This is a genomic window from Agreia sp. Leaf283, from assembly GCF_001422485.1.
Classification (GTDB): Bacteria; Actinomycetota; Actinomycetes; order Actinomycetales; family Microbacteriaceae; genus Agreia.
On the sequence record NZ_LMNF01000001.1, the window covers coordinates 992,372 to 1,007,676 of the forward strand.

Sequence of the window (15,305 nt, forward strand, 5' to 3'; positions counted from 1 at the left end):
CGAATACCTGTCGATTGACAGGTGATGTTCTCATGCTGGGCGATCGCAATTGCGGCGCCGTTTCACCCGTGTTAACTCTGGGTTTCGGCGGCGCGGACGTACTTCTGGCCTCGGGCGGGCCTCGACTTGCCGCAAAACGCGCAGTTTCTGGCCGGAGAGAGCATTTTGTGGCAAGTCGCGAGCGGGCAGGCGACCCGAAAGCTACTGCCTGCGGAGCGCGCGGCCTATGCGCGCGGCCGCCTCCTCGAGCAGGGCGACGTCGACGTTTCCGTAGGCGAGCCGCAGGTGGCGCGCGGAGTCCGTTCCGGGGCCGGAGGCGAAGAACGCGCCGCGCTGATACTCGACGCCCTCGGCGCTGGCGTCGGCTGCGAGCCTGTCCGCGTCGATCGCATCGTCGACGAGTCGCGGCCACAAGAACAGTCCACCGCCTGGAACTGTCGCCTCGAACGCTCCCGGAGCCTCGCGCTCGAGCGCCGCGACGAGAGCCCGGGCCCGCTCCGAATACAGGGCGCGGGCGCGATCGAGGGTGGTGTCGAACAGGGTCGGGTCGCTGGTCAGCAGCTCGCCGACGATCGCCTGCACGAGCGTCGAGCTGTGCGAATCCTGACGGCTGCGCAGGGCGAGGATGTCCGCCGAACGGCCTTCCGGCGCCACAACCCACCCGAGACGAAGGCCTGGTCCGAGCGTCTTCGTGAAGGTGTTGATGTGGATGACCTGCGGTGAAGAGTTGAACTCCCGTGAGCTCTCCGGCGCGCCCGAGTACCAGAGCTCGCGATAGGGGTTGTCGGCGAACACCACGAAGCCGTAGTGCTCGGCAAGACGCACGAGCTCGGCGCGCCCCTCCGCCGTCAGCGACCCCTGTGACGGGTTGTGAAAGTCAGGAACGGTGTACAGCGCGCTCGGTCGCACGCCGTCACGCAGGCGATCGGCCAGCTGCTCGAGGTCGAGTCCGTTCGCCCCGATCCGGATGGGCAGGATGTCGGCGGCCGACAACTCGAGGCCCCGCAGGAAGAGAGGGAAGATCGGGTTGTCGACGGCGACCAAGTCACCGCGCTCGACCACCGTCTGGATGGCGAGCGAGAGGCCGTGGAACCCTCCGTTGGTCACGATGATGCGCTCCACCGCGACGCCCTCGCGCTCCGCTATCCATTCGCGAAGCGGCGAGATGCCCTCGGTGCGCGAGTACTGCAGCGCCGGAACGCCCGGTCGCGAGAGCACGCGGGCCGTGGCCTCGGCGAGCTCGGCCGAGGGCAGCACGCTGGGATCGGGCACGCCGCCGAGCAGCTCGATCGCATCGGCACGGGGGTCGCGAAGCGTGGCGTCACCGAAACCCTTGGGGGTGGCGAACGCGGAGATCAGCGCCGTTCGCCGTACGGTCGACGCGTCGGCCGACGTGGGCGCCTCGGTCTGAATGGTCATGGGGGTCTCCTCGAAAATGGGCTCGTGCGCGGTGCGACCCATGCTCGTGGAGCCGCGTCGCTCCGCATGACACCTCGCGTAACCCTTCGCCACCCGGTGAAACACAACGTCACGACCGGCCGGCGCCGCTACCGCCTGGCTACGATGGCGCCGTGCGGGCGGTATCCGACGCCGGTGCGCGTGTGGCTCTCCACGATCTCGAATCCGGATGCGCGCAGCCGCTCGCCCAGATCGGCCACGGGCCAGCGGTAGGCCGTCGTGACCGCGTGATCGAAGGGTTCGACGGCGGAGCCGACGAAGAACCCGATCAGCAGCAGCCCGCCGGGGCGCAGCACGCGCGCGATCTCGTCGAGGGCCGAGCCGATCGCATCCGGTGCGTGGTGGATCAGCGAGTACCAGGCGAGCACGCCGCCGAGAGAGGCGTCGGATGCGTCGAGCGCGTCGACGCTGCCCGTCGCGAACCGCAGCTCGGGGTAGTGCAGGCGCGCGTGCTCGACGAACGCGGGCGTGAGGTCGACGCCGCGCATGTCGACGCCGCGTCGGGCGAGGAAGTCCGTCCAGTGGCCGGGGCCGCATCCGGCATCGATCGCGGCGCCGACGAGCTGGTCGCCCCACGTGCCGATGAGCTCGCGATCGGAGGGGTGCATGGCGTCGATGGAGCCGAGCAGCTCGACGTACTCGGCGGCTCTCGCTCCGTAGGCCTCGGCAACCTCGTTCATGTAGTCCCCTCCTCCGCGAGCTACGAGCGTACCGAGTCGACTCGTCCCTCCCGTTCCCTGAGCTTGTCGAAGGGAATCCATCCGTCAGAAAACGCTCTCACCCACGCGCAGAAGAGCATCGACTGACGGATGGATGACGTCCGCGGCGAGAGAACTCTGCTTTTCAGAGTTGCTTTAAGAAAACTAGCGGCGTAGCCTAGGGGCATGACCCCGAAGCCTGATGCCCCGTCCATCGATCTGCACACCTGCGACGCCGCCGTGAGCCTGGCCTTCAGCATCCTGGGCAAGCGGTGGAACGGCATGATCCTCTCGACGCTCGGCTCCGGCGTGCTCTCGTTTGCGGCGCTCAAGCGCGGCGTTCCGGGCATCAGTGACGCCATGCTCTCCGACCGCCTCACCGGCCTGGCAGAGGTGAAGCTGCTCACCCGCAGCGTCGACGCCGGGCCTCCGGTCGCCGTCACCTACGCGCTCACCACGCAGGGCGAGCAGCTGCTGCCCCTGCTCGAGCAGCTCGGACAGTGGGCCGCGGCCAACCTCGAGCGTCCCGCCGAGAACGAGCAAGACACCACTCCCGCAGAGAAGAAGTAGCACCATGGACTACGGACACACCCTCCGTTTCGGCACCTTCATCACCCCGTCGGCCGCCCAGCCGCAGGCTCCGGTTCAGCTCGCGCAGCTGTCGGAGACCCTCGGCTACGACCTCGTGACCTTTCAAGACCACCCGTACCAGTCGTCGTTTCTCGACACCTGGACGCTGATGTCGTTCGTCGCGTCGGCGACCACGCGCATCCATATCGCCCCGAACGTGCTGAACCTGCCCCTGCGACCCGCGCCGGTCACGGCCCGTGCTGCCGCGTCGCTCGATCTGCTGAGTGGCGGCCGCTTCGGCCTCGGCCTCGGCGCGGGCGGCTTCTGGGATGCGATCGAGGCGATGGGCGGGCGTCGCCTTACCCCGGGGCAGGCGGTGGATGCCCTCAGCGAGGCCATCGACATCATGCGCGGCATCTGGGCGGCGGGCGAGCGCTCCGTGCTGAGAGGCGGCGAGTACTACTCGGTCAACGGGGCGAAGCGGGGGCCGGCGCCGGCGCACGACATTCCGATCTGGGTGGGCGCGTACAAGCCGCGCATGCTGCGGCTCACAGGCGAAAAGGGCGATGGATGGCTGCCGAGCCTGCCCTACCTCAAGCCCGGCGACCTGCAATCGGGCAACGCGCGCATCGACGACGCGGCGGCCGAGGCGGGGCGCAAACCTGCGGAAGTCAGGAGGATGCTCAACATCACCGGCACCGAGAGCGTCGACCAGCTCACGAGCATGGCACTCGACGACGGCGTGGGCACGTTCATCGTGATGGGCGACGACCCGTCGGCGCTGCAGCGCTTCGCCGAGCAGGTCATGGAGCCGGTGCGTGAAGCGGTGGCGACGGAGCGCGCGAGCCGCGGAACCGTGGCGACCGACAGCATCCGGCCCGCCAGGGCGATCGCGCTGAGGCGCGAGGGCATCGCCTACGACGAGCTGCCCGAGTCGCTGCGCGAGACCGCGATCGAGCCGGGAGACACGGCGTACGCGTCGGTGCGCTCCACCTATATGCGGGGCGGTGCGCCGGGTCTCGTGCTGCGTCCGCGCACGGTCGACGAGGTGCGCGACGCGCTCGCGTTCGCGCGACGGCACCCGTCGCTGCCGCTCGGCATCCGCAGCGGCGGCCACGGCATCAGCGGTCGCAGCACGAACGACGGCGGCATCGTGATCGACCTCAAGAACCTCAATGAGATCGAGGTTCTGGATGCCGACACCCGGCTCGTGCGCATCGGCCCTGGCGCCCGGTGGATGGACGTGGCCGCCGCCCTGCAGCCCTTCGGACTGGCGCTCTCGAGTGGCGACTACGGCGGAGTCGGCGTGGGCGGACTCGCGACGGCCGGCGGCGTGGGCTTTCTCGGGCGCGAGCACGGGCTCACGATCGACCACATCGTGGCCGCCGACGTGGTGCTCGCCGATGGAACCGTCGCGCACGCCTCGGCAACCGAGAACCCCGAGCTGTTCTGGGCCGTGCGCGGCGCGGGTGCCAACGTGGGCATCGTGGTGTCGTTCGACTTCGTGGCCGACCCGGTGGGCGACGTCGGATGGGCGCAGCTGGCCTTCCAGGTCGACGACGCGGCCGACTTCCTCGAGCGCTTCGGAGCCCTGCAGGAGCAGTCTCCCCGCGACACGACGCTCTTCGTGATCCTCAGCGGCGGTCGCCCGGCCGAGCCCGCGACGGCGCAGATGTACGGAGTGGTGAACTCCTCTGACCCCGACACGATCATCGCGAGGCTCGAGCCTTTCGCTGCGCTCGCACCGCTGGTCGGCCAGCAGGTGCAACTGCTGCCGTACGCGGCGGTCATGGCGAACGCCTCGGATGTCGCGCACAACGGGCAGGGCGAGCCGTCGTTCCGCTCGGGGCTGGTCGAGCATCTGGATGCCGACACCGCGCGGGCCGCGGCCGCGCTGGCGACGTCGGGTTCGGCGCCGTGGTTCCAGATCCGCCCGGTGGGCGGCGCGATCAACGACGTGGCCCCGGATGCGACGGCCTACGCCCACAGGTCGGCCAACTTCTCGATCACCTCGGTCGGGCGGAGTGCCCGGTTCGAGCAGCTGTGGGACGACCTGGCGCAGCACTTCGACGGCCTGTACCTGAGCTTCGAGAGCCGCACGGGCGAGCAGATCGTGGCGCAGGCCTTTCCGCCGGCGACGCTGCAGCGGCTCCGCGCGATCAAGGCCGAGGTCGACCCGGACTTCGTGTTCAAAGACAACTTCGGAGTCGCCGCGGAACCGGCCCCGCTGGGCTGACCGCCGAGTTGCCCGATTCGGCCCCATCGATCGCGAATGAGGCGGCGGATTCGGGCAACTCGACCGGCCGAGGGCGAGCTCCCTTGGACAGGCTCAGGAACGGGGCCGCTCAGGGAACGGGGTCGCTCGGGGAACGGGGCCGCTCAGGGAACGGCCGTCGCGAGGGGCACGTCGCCCGCGAGGTGCACGTGCACCCCGAGTTCAGCGAAGGCCACCGCCTTGGCAAGCAGGGCTGCATCGGCGGTCGCCGCATCCGGTGCATACGCGACCTGAACGTGATTCGCCTTGTGCCGGGCCATGAACTGGTCGCGGCTGACGCCGTGCAGAACCACGTGCATGATGGGCCACTCGATGTTGGTGGCCTCCCACCGGCGTGACGTCTCTTCGGCCGGCAGCGACACCGCCGACGCGCGGCCGATGTCGAGGTGCAGCTCGCCGCCCGCGATGTAGAGCCTCGACCACACGATCTCGCCGGGCTTCGAGACGCCCGTGATCGTGGAACCGCCGGCCGGGAAGAACACCGGGCCCTGTCGCCAGCCCACCGCATCCGCGTAACCGTTCTCGAAGTGCGACGGCGGAACCGAGCCCGAGATCTCGTAGACCCACACGAACTGCCCGTCGAACTCCTCCCCCCAGCGCACGTCGTGCAGCGTCGTGGCGGGGTCGAGCCCCATCGCCGTCCACACCCGGTTCGTGATGAGCGCGTCTGCGGCGACGCCCTCGTCGGCCTCGTTGAAGTGGGGAAGCGCCTTGCCCTCCCACAGCACGCGCGACCCGTCGCGCGACGTGACCGGCGGGCGCTCCACGTTGTTGAGCAGCCCCTCGGGCAGATCGGATGCCGGGGTCAGGTCTTTGAGACCCTGCTGGTATTGGATGCCCACGGCATCGAGTCCGAAATCGTCGCTGATGCGCAGCGCGGCGACGTACATCTTGTACTGCTCGCGCAGCTGGCGCTCGGTGAGCTCGGTGGCATCGTCGGTGCCCAGCTTGAAGGTCATTCCGGCGTCGAGCAGCCAGCGTCCGACGGCATCGGCCGTCTCGTCGTCGACCTTCTGCATCTCGGCGTAGAGGGCGCTCTGCGAGAGCCGCTCCTTGTAGATGCCCATCGAGTTGAGCAGCTCGTCGTCGATGATGGCGTTGTACATGCCCATGCAGCCCTCGTCGAAGACGCCGATGATGGCCTTGTCGGTATGCAGCTGGTGCGCGAGCGCCCGCCCGAGCTCGACCTCGGGCGTCGCCGCGAGCGAGTCGACGGGCCCAAACGCGCGCACGTGAGAATCGTCATGCCGGATGCCGCCGGTCGCGATCCACTCGGCGATACGGTCGTGCGCCCAGTCGTCGGTGAAGTCGACGCTCCACACCGTGGAGTACGGGGTGCCCATCTTGGTGAGGCCGGCGTTGAGGCCGAGCAGGCCCACGAGTCCTGGCCACTCGCCCGCGAAGTTGGCGGCCGTGAGGATGGGACCGCGGTGCGTGCGGAGTCCGGCGAGAACGTGGTGGCTGTACTGCCACACGGCCTCGGCCACGATCAGGGGCGCGTCGGGCGGAATCGTGGTGAACACGTCGAGGCCCATGCGCTGGCTCGAGATGAAGCCGTGGCCGGTGACGGGGTCGACGCCGTGGGCGCGCACGACGCTCCAGCCCTGCTTCGCGAAGGCCTCGGTGAGGGCCGCCTCGAGTTGCTGCTGGGTGGGCCAGCCGGCGGTGTTGGCCGATTCGCGCAGGTCTCCGCTGGAGATGAGATAGGCGGTCTTCGGGGCGACGATGCCGCGGTCGCGCACCTCGGGGAGGGAGTAGGACGTGCTCATCAGCGGTGCAGCTCCGTCACGCGCTCGATCTCGGCCAGCGCATCGGCGTCGGGAGGCGTGATGGCCATGCGGGTGGTGCCCCCGTTGACTCCGAGCACGCGGTAGGCGGCCTTCATTCGGCCCATGTTGCCGGCGATGGCCGTGACCACGGTGTCGACGTCGGCCTGCGCCGCGGCGAGCTGCTCGGGGTCGCCGGATTCGGCGGCGGCGGCAAGGGCGCGGAACGGCTTGGGGAGCACCGACGAGACGCCCGAGATGACACCCTGTGCGCCGAAGTCGGCGGCAGCCGCGAGCTCGGCGTCGGCCCCGGTGTAGAGCACGAAGTCGTCGGTCACCACGGCGCGGTACTGGGCGATGACGTCGAGGGGCTCCTCGCTGACCTTGGCGCCCACGATGTGCGGCAGCCGGGCCAGCTCGGCCATGAGCTCGGCGCTCACGAAGTTGCCGCTGCGCTTGCGGTAGACGTAGATGTAGACCGACAGGCCCTCGGCCGCGGCGTCGACCGCCGTGAAGAACTCGCGCAGGGCGTCGTCGTCGGAGGGCAGGTAGTAGGGCGTCAGCACCGCGATCTCTGTGGCGCCCAGGTCTCGCGCCTGGTCGATGAGTCGCAGCACCTCGTAGAGGCTGGGAGCGCCCACGTGCACCACGACGCGCATGGCGCCGGCGAGCTCCTCGAGGCTGAGGGCCGTGAGCTGCCCGCGCTCCTCGAAGCTCAGCGAGGGGAACTCGCCGGTGGTGCCCAGCACGAACGCGCCCTCGTTGCCCGATGCTGCGACGTAGCGCAGGATCTCGCGCGAGCCGTCGAGGTCGAGGGTTCCGTCGTCGTGGAAGGCGACGGGAACGGCGGTCAGGATGTCGCGGCGTGTCATGGGATTCGCTTTCTGCTGGGTGGAGTGTCGGCCGCGGGTGCGCGAGCCGCCGCGTTGGCCGCGGAGTAGGAGGTGTTGCTGGTCGGGGTGATCACGAGCTCGTTGATGCAGACGCGCGAGGGCAGCGCCGCGAGATAGCGCACGGTCTCGCCCAGGTCGTCGGCTGTGAGCATCAGCTGCTGCTCGGCCTCGGTGGGCACGATCGGTCGGGTCTTGAGGATGTCGGTGCGCACCTCGCCGGGACACAGGTGCGTGGCCCGGATGCCGTGCTCGCGCTCCTGCACGTTCAGGGTCTCGGCGAGTACTCCGAGCGCGGTCTTGCTGGCGGAGTACGCGGCGCCCGCGGTGGGCGCGAAGCGCCAGGCAGCCCACGACGACACGAGGATCAGCAGCCCGTTCTGCGCCCGGCGCATGCCCGGCAGAACGGCGTGGACGGCCCGGACCGCGCCCGTGAGATTCACGTCGAGCACGCGGGCGAAGTCCTCGGGGTCGGTATCGCTCCAGTAGCGGGCGGTCACGTTGGTGCCGGCCGAGTACACGAGCACCTGCACCTCGCCGTGCTCGGCTTCGATGAGCGCGAGGGCCGCCGCCGGGCTGGCCGGGCCGGCGGATGCGGAGACGTCAACGGGCAGCGCGACGATGCGGCCCGGCCGCCCGTCGTGCGCGTCGACGACCTGCTGCAGCTCGGCCTCGCGTCGGCCGGAGACCACCACGGTGTAGCCGGCGTCAGCGAGAGCTCTGGCGGAACCCGCCCCGATGCCGCTTCCGCCACCCAGAATCCAGGCGACCGGATGCGTGCCCGCGGTCATCCCTTCGTCGCCCCGGCCGTGAGACCGGCGACCACGTAGCGCTGCGCGAACAGCGCGACGAGCATCACGGGAACCGTGATGATGACCGACGCGGCCATCAGTCCGCCCCAGTCGACCGAGGCGTAGCTGGTGAAGTTCGAGATGGCCACGGGCAGGGTGCGCGTCTCCTGGTTCGAGAGCACGAGCGCGAAGAGGAAGTTGTTCCAGCTGAAGATGAAGGCGAGGATCGCGCTGGTCGCCACACCCGGAAGAGCGAGCGGCAGCACGACGCGCACGAAGGCGCCGACACGACTGGAGCCGTCGATCTGGGCGGCCTCCTCGAGCTCTTCGGGCAGGCCCTCGAAGAAGCCGGCCATGATGGCCACCACGAGTGGCATCGTCACGAAGATGTGGGTGAGGATGAGCGCCGTATAGGTTCCGACGAGCTGCACCTGGCTGAACAGGAAGTACCAGGGGATGAGCAGGCTCACGCCCGGGATGACGCGGGCGAGCAGCACGAACGCGGTCGCGTTGCGGATGCGGTACCGGGCGATGCCGTAGGCCGCGGGGACCCCGAGTACGAGGGCGACGATCGTGGCTCCGACGCCCACGACCACGCTGTTCACGATGAACGGTGCGAAGTCCTGCGCACCGAACACCGTGCCGAAGTTGTCGAGGGTCGGCGTGAAGTCGAAGGTGCGCGACGGCGTCACGATGTCGAGGTTCGTCTTGAACGCGGCCATGAGCATCCAGCCGAGGGGGAGCACGAAGAGGAGTACCACGACCACGATGGCGATGGTGCGCAGGGTCGGACCGAGCAGGCGCTTCTTGCGGCGGCGGGGAGCCGGTGGCGAGACGCGAGCGGTGGCGGCGGGGGAGCGCGTGGGCCGCTGGGCGGTGGCGGTCATGCTCGGTGTCCTTTCGAGCGCAGGATGGTGAGTGCGGTGAGGATGATGATGATGAACATGAGAAACAGCATCAGCAGGGCGGCGGCGCTGCCGTACTGCGAGTTTCCGAAGCTCTCGTTGTAGGCGAGCATGTTGAGCGTCTCGGCCTCGTTGTTCGAGCCGCCGGTGCGGCCCTTCGTGGCGTAGATGATGTCGAAGGTCTTCATCGCATCGATCGAGCGCAGGATGGCGGCGGCCGCCAGGGTGGGCATCAGCAGGGGCAGGGTGATGTGGCGGAACCGCTGCCAGGCGTTGGCGCCGTCGACGCGGGCGGCCTCGTCGGGTTCCTCGGGCAGGGTCGACAGGCCGGCGAGGAGGATGAGGATGACCATCGGGGTCCACTGCCACACGTCGATGAAGACGATGGTGTTGAGTGCCGTGTCGGTTCCCGACAGCCAGAGCTGCGCGGGCAGGCCGAGCGACTTCATCAGCACGTTGGCGAAGCCGATGGAAGGTTCGAAGATGAGCAGCCACATCATGCCCACGGCGACGGGGGTCGCGACGAGGGGCAGCAGGATGAAGACCCGCACGATGCTCTGGCCGCGGAAGGTCTTGCGCAGCAGGAGTGCGATCGCGAGGCCGAGAACGAGCTCGATCACGAGGGCCGTGATCGTGAAGTAGGCGGTGCGGCCCACGGCGGGCCAGAAGCGCTCGAAGTCGCCGAGCCACTTGCCGTAGTTCTCGAAGCCCACGAACGAGAAGGGCCGGGTCACGGAGCTGGCCGAGTCGGTGAACGAGAGGAACACCGTGTAGGCGATGGGGAAGATGATGAGCAGGGCGACGAACACGATGGCAGGGGCGGTGAACAGCCACTTGATGTGCCGGTCGGCCCACGTGGTGAGCCCGCTGCCGCGCCGCCTCTTCGGGGCGAGGTAGCTCGGGTGACTGGTCGTTGTCATGATCTGCCTTCGATGTCGTGAGGGTGTTGTTCGGGGGTGTGCCGGGAGGGCGCTGGGTGAGCGCCCGCCCGGCACGAGGCGTTACTTCTCGCCGTCGAGGAGGTCTTGGAAGTCGGTGTTCGCCTTGTCGGCGGCCGAATCGACGTCCCCTCCCTCGATGGCGCTGATGGCCGGTGCGCCCACGATCTCTCGGGCCTGGGCCACCTTCTCGAGCTGGGGGCGGTCGTGCCCGACCGTGCCCTCGCTGTTGCGCACGATCTCGACGAGACCGGCGGGGAAGGATGCGGTCGCCGCGTCGTCGGCCCACGAGGAGTCGCGGGCGCTCGGCACGGTGTCATCGGCGAGCAGCGTCTTGCTGTTCTCCTCGTTGGTGACCCACTTGATGAACTCCCAGGCGGCGTCCTTCTTCTTCGAGTACTCGTTGATGCCCACGGTCTGCGGCACGATGCTGTACGGATGCGATCCGGCAGGTCCCTCGGGGAAGGCACCGTATGCGACGGTGTCGACGACGGCGCTGCTGGCCGGATCGAGGAAGGTGTACGCCTGGCTGTCGGCGTCGAGGTAGAACGCGGCGTTGCCCTGCGCGAATATCGCGGAGGCCTCGGGCCAGCCCATGTTCGTCGCTCCGGGAGGGCCGTAGTCCTTCAGCAGCTTGCCGTAGAAGGCGTAGGCGTCTTTGGCCTCGGGGGTGTCGACCGTGGCGTTGCCGTCTTCGTCTTGGAAGTCGCCGCCGTAGCTGTAGAGGAAGGAGGAGAACTGGGTGACGAGGGGCACCTTGGCGCCGCGCATCGCGATGCCGTAGAAGCCGTTGGTGGGGTCGTTAAGTTTCGCGGCCGCGGCGTCGAGCTCGTCGAGCGTCGTGGGAACGGGGATGCCCGCCGCCTCGAGCAGATCGGCGCGGTAGTACATGATGTGGCGCTCGGTCATGACGGGAACGCCGTAGACGACGCCGTCGAGGGTCACGGCGTCTCGCGACGACTCCTGGAAGTCGTCCCAGTTCCAGTCGGCGTCGCTCTCGACGTAGTCGGTCATGTCGGCGAGCCAGCCGTTGCGGCTGAACTCGCGCATGATGTCCTGCACCTGGTAGCCGTAGATGTCGAAGTCGCTCGACTGGGCGTTGAGCTTCACCTTGAGGGTGTCGTTCAGCTGCTCGTTGCCGTAGAACTCGAGGTTGACCTTAACCCCGGTCTCGTCTTCGTATTCGGTCGCGAGGTCTTTCAGTCCCTCGGTCCAGGGGCTGTTCGCCGCGATGAGGGTGAGGTCGGTGACCTTCTCCGAGGAGCCGCCGCCGCCCGCGCAGGCCATCAGGCCTGCCGCGAGGGCGAGCGCGAGGGGTGCCGCGAGGGCTGCCCGTCGGTTTCGTCGTGATCGAGTGATCATCATTGATCCTTTCCGTTGTTCTCTGGGTGAGTGTGCGTGGAGTGTTCTGGTGCGGGAATGCGGGGTGAGAATCAGTTGGCCAGTGCCTGCGGGCGTCGACCGGAGAAGACGTCAACGATGGCCTGGGCCGTCGAGAGTCCGATGCGGTGGTAGGCCTCGAGGCTGTCTGCGGCGGCGTGCGTGGTCGCGATCACGTTCGGGAACGCGAGCAGCGGGTTGTCGGATGCGACGGGCTCGACCTCGAACACGTCGAGCCCGGCACCGGCGATGTGGCCGGATTCGAGTGCGTCGGTGAGGGCCGACTCGTCGACGAGGCCGCCGCGGCTGGTGTTCAGCAGCACGGTGCCCGGCCGCATCGATGCCAGCAGTCCGGCGTCGACCAGGTGATGGGTGGACTCGACGTGGGGAGCGTGCACGCTCACGACGTCGACGTTCGAGACCGCGTCTTCGAGCGAGACCAGGCGCACGCCGAGTCGATCAGCCTCGTCGGTGTCGCCGAACGGGTCGTAGGCCACGATGTCGACGTCGAACCCCGCCAGTCGACGGGCGAGCAGCCTCGAGACGGCGCCGAAGCCGATCAGGCCGATCGACTTGCCCGAGATCTCGGCACCCACGAAGCGATCCCACATTCCCGTGCGGATTCCCGAGTTCATGGCGGGGATCTGGCGGTAGACGGAGAGCAGCAGGCCCAGTGCCAGCTCGGCCACGGCCGCTGCGTTGCCGCCCGGGGCGTTCACGACGTCGACGCCGCGGGAGCGCGCCGCGGCGAGGTCGATGTTGTCGAGGCCGACGCCGAGGCGGGAGATGATGCGGAGTTCGGGCGCCAGGGCCAGCGCGTCACGGTCGAAGACCTCGACGCCGCAGACGGATGCCGCGGCCGTCGGGAGCAGCGCGGCCAGGTCGTCGGCCGTCCAGGGTACGGACCGTTCGTTCTCGACGAGGGTGAAACCGTTCTCGATCAGCAGCTCGCGGCCGGCGGCGCAGAGCTCTGCGTAACGCACGGGGCCGACGATCACGGTTCGACCGGATCCGATCGAGGAGGGAGACGCCATGAGGAGGGTCGCTTTCTATGGCCCAGGCAGCGTTCCGGAGAACCGCGTTGCTCGTCGCCATTGATCGAGGAACTGTAACTTGTTAACAGTCAACGTATGAGATGCACTATCGGCCCGTCAAGCTTTTTTGGCAACTGTTAACAGTTTTTGTGGAAGTTGGTTCGGGATCGGTGTCACACCGCGTCGGTCGACGAGTCGGCCGACCACTGGATGGCGTCTCTCACACGACCCTTGGCCCGCATCAGGTGGTCGTGCAGTCGCTCGACCGCGGCATCCGGATCGCCGGCCCGCACGACGTCGAGGAATCCCTGATGGTCGATGACCGCGGCATCCATGTCTGCGGTGTTGCTCATGTCGAGCAGAACCTCGAAGGTGCGCTGGTAGGGGCGCCAGGCTTCCGCCAGTCGGCGGTGCTCGGAGAGGCGGTAGAAGCTGGTGTGGAACTCCATGTCGGCGAGGTCGAACGCCTCGGGGTCGCCGCTCTTCGCGGCCGCAGCCATCGCGTCGACGAGCTGCTGCACCTCGTCCCAGCCCTCGGTGCTCGTTCGCTCGATGGCCAGTCGCAGGGCCATCGACTCGAGGCTCTCGCGCAGGGAGTAGAGCTCTTCGATGTCGCGCTGGCCCCGGAAGCTCACGTAGAGCCGCTTGCGCCGGTTGTCGACCAGGCCTTCGCTCTCGAGCTGGCGCAGCGCGTCGCGCACGGGCCCGCGGCTCACGTCAAAGCGGGTGGCCAGGCTGTCCTCCGACAGGTGGGTGCCGTCGGCGATCGAGCCCGAGATGATGTCGACCCGCAGCTTGTGCGAGATCTGTTCTCCCATGGCGAGGGGGCGCGGAGAATGTGCGGTGAAGACCATGAGCGCCTTTCGTTGACAGTTGACAGTATGGTACCTGCCCGCCGCCGACACGCCCTTCGACAAGCTCAGGGAACGGGCCCTGCACCCTCCCGCGCTGGTCGAGTAGGCCGCCTGCGGCCGTATCGAGGCCACAGCCTCACTGAGGTGCGGAGAGTGGCCGCGTCATCCGTCGTCGAAGCGGCCACTTTCCGCACCTCAGTGCGTCACGCGATCGGCGTGGAACGGGCTCCCTTGGACAGGCTCAGGGAACGGGGCGCAGGGCGGCTCCGGCGAAGGCGATCGCCGCCGACTTCGACGGCATGTCGGGAAAATTGAGGAACAGGTGCGGCACTCCCGGCTGCTGCAGCAGGCGAACTTCGACGCCCTGCTCCTCGAGAAGACGCGCGTACTCCACGCCCTCGTCGCAGAGCGGATCCGCCTCGGCCACCACGATCGTGGCCGGCGCGAGCCCCCGCAGGTTCTCGTTGCGCAGCGGGCTCGCGTCGGGGTGCGACCGCAACTCTGCGGAGGGCAGGTACAGCTGCCAGTACCAGATCATGTCGTCGCGGGTCAGCGGCAGACCGGCGGCGTTCTCGAGGTACGACGGGCGGTCGACGTCGTGGTCGAGAACCGGGCAGAGCAGCAGCTGATGCGCGATCGCCGGCAGCACCCCGTCACGACTCTGCTGCGCGATCACGGCGGCCAGGTTTCCGCCGGCGCTGTGGCCCGCGACGGCCAGCGGGCCCTCGTTGAGTCGGCCGTCGGCGCCGGCCGCCATCCAGCGGAGGGCGTCGGCCGAGTCGTCGATCGCGGCCGGAAAAGGATGCTCGGGCGCCAGTCGGTAGTCGAGGCTGAGCAGGGTGACCCCGGATGCGACGGCCAGGTCGCGACAGAGCGCATCGTTCATCTCGAGGTCGCCGTTCATCCAGCCGCCGCCGTGCAGGAAGAGCACGGAGCCCGACGATCCCTCGGCGGGAACATAGAGGCGGCCTGCCCTTTTGCCCTCCCTCGTCGGAACGGAGACGTCGACCGTTCTGATGCCGGCCGCGTCGGGGGCGCGAGTCTTGCGCGTGCGCTGGCGAAGAGCATCCACGCCAGCGAGGGGGCCGGGAAGCTGACCCGCGCCCTGCTGCAGCATCCGCGCGACGTGCCGGGCGGCATCCGGATCGGTGAGACGGGGGTCGAGCTGCAGCTCGGCCGGGGCCTCCGTCACAGCGCCAGGGTCATGGTGATGCCGTGCGTGGCGCCGATCTCGAAGTTCTGGTGATCGACCACGTTCGTGTCGGCCAGCTCGAGGTTGAAGAACGACTGCTCCGCGCCCTTCGGCAGCAGGGGGCCGGCGTGCCAGGCGGCGCGGTGCAGGGCGATCGCGACGTCGCCGGGAATGCGGAACGCCGTGATGTCGTCGAGGTTCGGGGCGGCATCCGGGTTCTCGGGGTCGAGCGGGGGAGCGACGGCGATCGCCCACTCGTGTCCGCCGACGGATGCGAGCAGCTGCGACACCTGGCGGTGCCGCGTGATGCGGGTGAACGAGGTGCCCCGACCCACGAGCTTCATGGCGTAGAAGCGGGGTGTTCCGGCGCTGAAGTCGAGCTTGGCGTCGAGCTCGCCGAAGGGAGTGCCGTCCTCCATTGGCTCGATCAGGGTGCCGAACGGGGCGAAGTTCTCGGCCGTGATGTCGTGCACCTCGAGGATGCGCTCGGTGAGTTGAGTGGTCATGGGTTGTCCTTTCGTGGGGCGGTGGGGTCGGTCGGGGTGGAGAGGGCG

The 15,305-nt window shown here is 68.7% G+C and carries 14 protein-coding genes; 2 read left to right on the plus strand and 12 right to left on the minus strand.

Annotated features, from left to right (window positions below; translation table 11 throughout):
* Positions 1–201: 201 nt before the first annotated feature.
* Together ASF51_RS04510 and ASF51_RS04515 are read right to left on the minus strand one after the other, a co-directional pair.
* Positions 202–1,419: a PLP-dependent aminotransferase family protein gene (locus ASF51_RS04510; protein ID WP_055927874.1), complete on the minus strand. Its 1,218-nt coding sequence runs from the start codon at positions 1,417–1,419 to the stop codon at positions 202–204.
* Between the two features lie 128 nt (positions 1,420–1,547).
* The gene (locus ASF51_RS04515; RefSeq protein WP_055925757.1) at positions 1,548–2,138 is read right to left on the minus strand and encodes a class I SAM-dependent methyltransferase; all 591 of its coding nucleotides are present in this window, start codon (positions 2,136–2,138) and stop codon (positions 1,548–1,550) included.
* A 204-nt stretch (positions 2,139–2,342) separates the two neighbouring features.
* Between ASF51_RS04515 and ASF51_RS04520 the strand changes: the two genes are divergently transcribed.
* On the plus strand, positions 2,343–2,726 hold the full coding sequence (locus ASF51_RS04520) for a helix-turn-helix domain-containing protein (protein WP_055925759.1): 384 nt from the start codon (positions 2,343–2,345) through the stop codon (positions 2,724–2,726).
* Positions 2,727–2,730: 4 nt separating this feature from the next.
* Positions 2,731–4,962: an LLM class flavin-dependent oxidoreductase gene (locus ASF51_RS04525; protein ID WP_055925762.1), complete on the plus strand. Its 2,232-nt coding sequence runs from the start codon at positions 2,731–2,733 to the stop codon at positions 4,960–4,962.
* Positions 4,963–5,105: 143 nt separating this feature from the next.
* Here the strand turns inward: ASF51_RS04525 and ASF51_RS04530 are convergent, their stop codons facing one another.
* The 10 genes from ASF51_RS04530 to ASF51_RS04575 all read right to left on the minus strand — a co-directional run bounded on the left by ASF51_RS04530 (position 5,106) and on the right by ASF51_RS04575 (position 15,257).
* Positions 5,106–6,770, minus strand: a complete 1,665-nt coding sequence (locus ASF51_RS04530) for a hypothetical protein (protein WP_055925765.1) — start codon at positions 6,768–6,770, stop codon at positions 5,106–5,108.
* Positions 6,770–7,639, minus strand: coding sequence for a dihydrodipicolinate synthase family protein (locus ASF51_RS04535; protein ID WP_055925768.1), 870 nt, complete (start codon positions 7,637–7,639; stop codon positions 6,770–6,772). The genes ASF51_RS04530 and ASF51_RS04535 overlap by 1 nt, the downstream gene beginning before the upstream one ends.
* Positions 7,636–8,448: an SDR family oxidoreductase gene (locus ASF51_RS04540; RefSeq protein WP_055925771.1), complete on the minus strand. Its 813-nt coding sequence runs from the start codon at positions 8,446–8,448 to the stop codon at positions 7,636–7,638. The genes ASF51_RS04535 and ASF51_RS04540 overlap by 4 nt, the downstream gene beginning before the upstream one ends.
* Positions 8,445–9,335: a carbohydrate ABC transporter permease gene (locus tag ASF51_RS04545; protein ID WP_055925774.1), complete on the minus strand. Its 891-nt coding sequence runs from the start codon at positions 9,333–9,335 to the stop codon at positions 8,445–8,447. The genes ASF51_RS04540 and ASF51_RS04545 overlap by 4 nt, the downstream gene beginning before the upstream one ends.
* A complete protein-coding gene (locus tag ASF51_RS04550; RefSeq protein ID WP_082479530.1) occupies positions 9,332–10,273 on the minus strand; it encodes a carbohydrate ABC transporter permease in 942 nt (313 codons plus the stop codon). Before ASF51_RS04550 ends, ASF51_RS04545 begins: the two co-directional genes overlap by 4 nt.
* 81 nt (positions 10,274–10,354) lie before the next feature.
* Complete coding sequence (locus ASF51_RS04555; RefSeq protein ID WP_055927881.1) at positions 10,355–11,653, minus strand: ABC transporter substrate-binding protein; 1,299 nt, start codon at positions 11,651–11,653, stop codon at positions 10,355–10,357.
* Between the two features lie 71 nt (positions 11,654–11,724).
* Positions 11,725–12,705 carry a phosphoglycerate dehydrogenase gene (locus ASF51_RS04560; RefSeq protein WP_055925777.1) on the minus strand — a complete coding sequence of 327 codons (981 nt, stop codon included), beginning with the start codon at positions 12,703–12,705 and terminating at the stop codon, positions 11,725–11,727.
* Between the two features lie 173 nt (positions 12,706–12,878).
* Positions 12,879–13,559 (minus strand): GntR family transcriptional regulator, encoded by a 681-nt coding sequence (locus ASF51_RS04565; protein WP_055925780.1) that lies wholly within the window; start codon positions 13,557–13,559, stop codon positions 12,879–12,881.
* 241 nt (positions 13,560–13,800) lie between these two features.
* Positions 13,801–14,751, minus strand: a complete 951-nt coding sequence (locus tag ASF51_RS04570; protein ID WP_055925783.1) for an alpha/beta hydrolase — start codon at positions 14,749–14,751, stop codon at positions 13,801–13,803.
* Entirely contained in the window at positions 14,748–15,257 is a 510-nt protein-coding gene (locus ASF51_RS04575; RefSeq protein ID WP_055925787.1) for an ureidoglycolate lyase, read from the minus strand. Before ASF51_RS04575 ends, ASF51_RS04570 begins: the two co-directional genes overlap by 4 nt.
* Between the last annotated feature and the right edge of the window lie 48 nt (positions 15,258–15,305).

Bases quoted from the DNA above. Each gene is read 5' to 3' on its own strand.
- ASF51_RS04530 (WP_055925765.1), bottom strand. From the start codon at position 6,770: ATGAGCACGTCCTACTCCCTCCCCGAGGTGCGCGACCGCGGCATCGTC.
- ASF51_RS04535 (WP_055925768.1), bottom strand. From the start codon at position 7,639: ATGACACGCCGCGACATCCTGACCGCCGTTCCCGTCGCCTTCCACGAC.
- ASF51_RS04565 (WP_055925780.1), bottom strand. From the start codon at position 13,559: ATGGTCTTCACCGCACATTCTCCGCGCCCCCTCGCCATGGGAGAACAG.
- ASF51_RS04545 (WP_055925774.1), bottom strand. From the start codon at position 9,335: ATGACCGCCACCGCCCAGCGGCCCACGCGCTCCCCCGCCGCCACCGCT.
- ASF51_RS04560 (WP_055925777.1), bottom strand. From the start codon at position 12,705: ATGGCGTCTCCCTCCTCGATCGGATCCGGTCGAACCGTGATCGTCGGC.
- ASF51_RS04575 (WP_055925787.1), bottom strand. From the start codon at position 15,257: ATGACCACTCAACTCACCGAGCGCATCCTCGAGGTGCACGACATCACG.
- ASF51_RS04555 (WP_055927881.1), bottom strand. From the start codon at position 11,653: ATGATCACTCGATCACGACGAAACCGACGGGCAGCCCTCGCGGCACCC.
- ASF51_RS04520 (WP_055925759.1), top strand. From the start codon at position 2,343: ATGACCCCGAAGCCTGATGCCCCGTCCATCGATCTGCACACCTGCGAC.
- ASF51_RS04510 (WP_055927874.1), bottom strand. From the start codon at position 1,419: ATGACCATTCAGACCGAGGCGCCCACGTCGGCCGACGCGTCGACCGTA.
- ASF51_RS04515 (WP_055925757.1), bottom strand. From the start codon at position 2,138: ATGAACGAGGTTGCCGAGGCCTACGGAGCGAGAGCCGCCGAGTACGTC.
- ASF51_RS04540 (WP_055925771.1), bottom strand. From the start codon at position 8,448: ATGACCGCGGGCACGCATCCGGTCGCCTGGATTCTGGGTGGCGGAAGC.
- ASF51_RS04525 (WP_055925762.1), top strand. From the start codon at position 2,731: ATGGACTACGGACACACCCTCCGTTTCGGCACCTTCATCACCCCGTCG.
- ASF51_RS04550 (WP_082479530.1), bottom strand. From the start codon at position 10,273: ATGACAACGACCAGTCACCCGAGCTACCTCGCCCCGAAGAGGCGGCGC.